Source organism: Pseudacidovorax intermedius, from assembly GCF_001476815.1.
Classification (GTDB): Bacteria; Pseudomonadota; Gammaproteobacteria; order Burkholderiales; family Burkholderiaceae_C; genus Xenophilus; species Xenophilus intermedius_A.
Genome location: NZ_LDSL01000237.1, coordinates 1 through 526, shown reverse-complemented (window position 1 = coordinate 526; position 526 = coordinate 1). Strand labels below are relative to the sequence as shown.

1 protein-coding gene is annotated in these 526 nt (G+C 67.7%); it reads left to right on the top strand.

Features of this window, described 5'->3' with window-relative positions; all coding sequences use genetic code 11:
* Positions 1–115: 115 nt before the first annotated feature.
* On the top strand, positions 116–526 hold a 411-nt coding region (locus NS331_RS24815; protein ID WP_153013055.1), incomplete at its 3' end, for an HDOD domain-containing protein.

The window sequence follows — 526 nt, the reverse complement described above, 5'->3', positions numbered from 1 at the left end:
GTGCCGCGGGGGGCGTGAAAACGGGCAGAACCGACGAGGCAGGGCAATTGGCGGTTTCAATTTGTTTCAAAGATGATACAAGAAGGCTTCCGTATCACCTTCCTCCGGGAGTTCCATGACCGCCGCTACCCCCAACGCCACCCGAGGCCTGGCCCAGTTCTTCGAAGGCGTGCAGCTGCCCACCATTCCCGACGTCGCCCGCGAGCTGCTCGCCACGATGCGCGACGAGGACATTCCGCTGGAGAAGGTGCGCCACGCCATCGGCCGCGACCCGGCGCTGACGGCCAAGCTCATCCGGCTGGCCAACAGCGCCCGCTTCGGGCTGCGGCGCCAGGTCAACTCGCTGGACGACGCCATCGCCATGGCCGGCCTCAACCAGGTGCGCACGCTGGCGATGGCCGCCTGCCTCAGCGGCTCCTTCGCGGCGGTGCGCGGCGTGGACAGCCAGGCCTTCTGGCAGGAGAGCATGGCCATCGCCGGCTATGCGCAATGGCTGGCCAACACCACCGGCCAGGACCCGCAACAG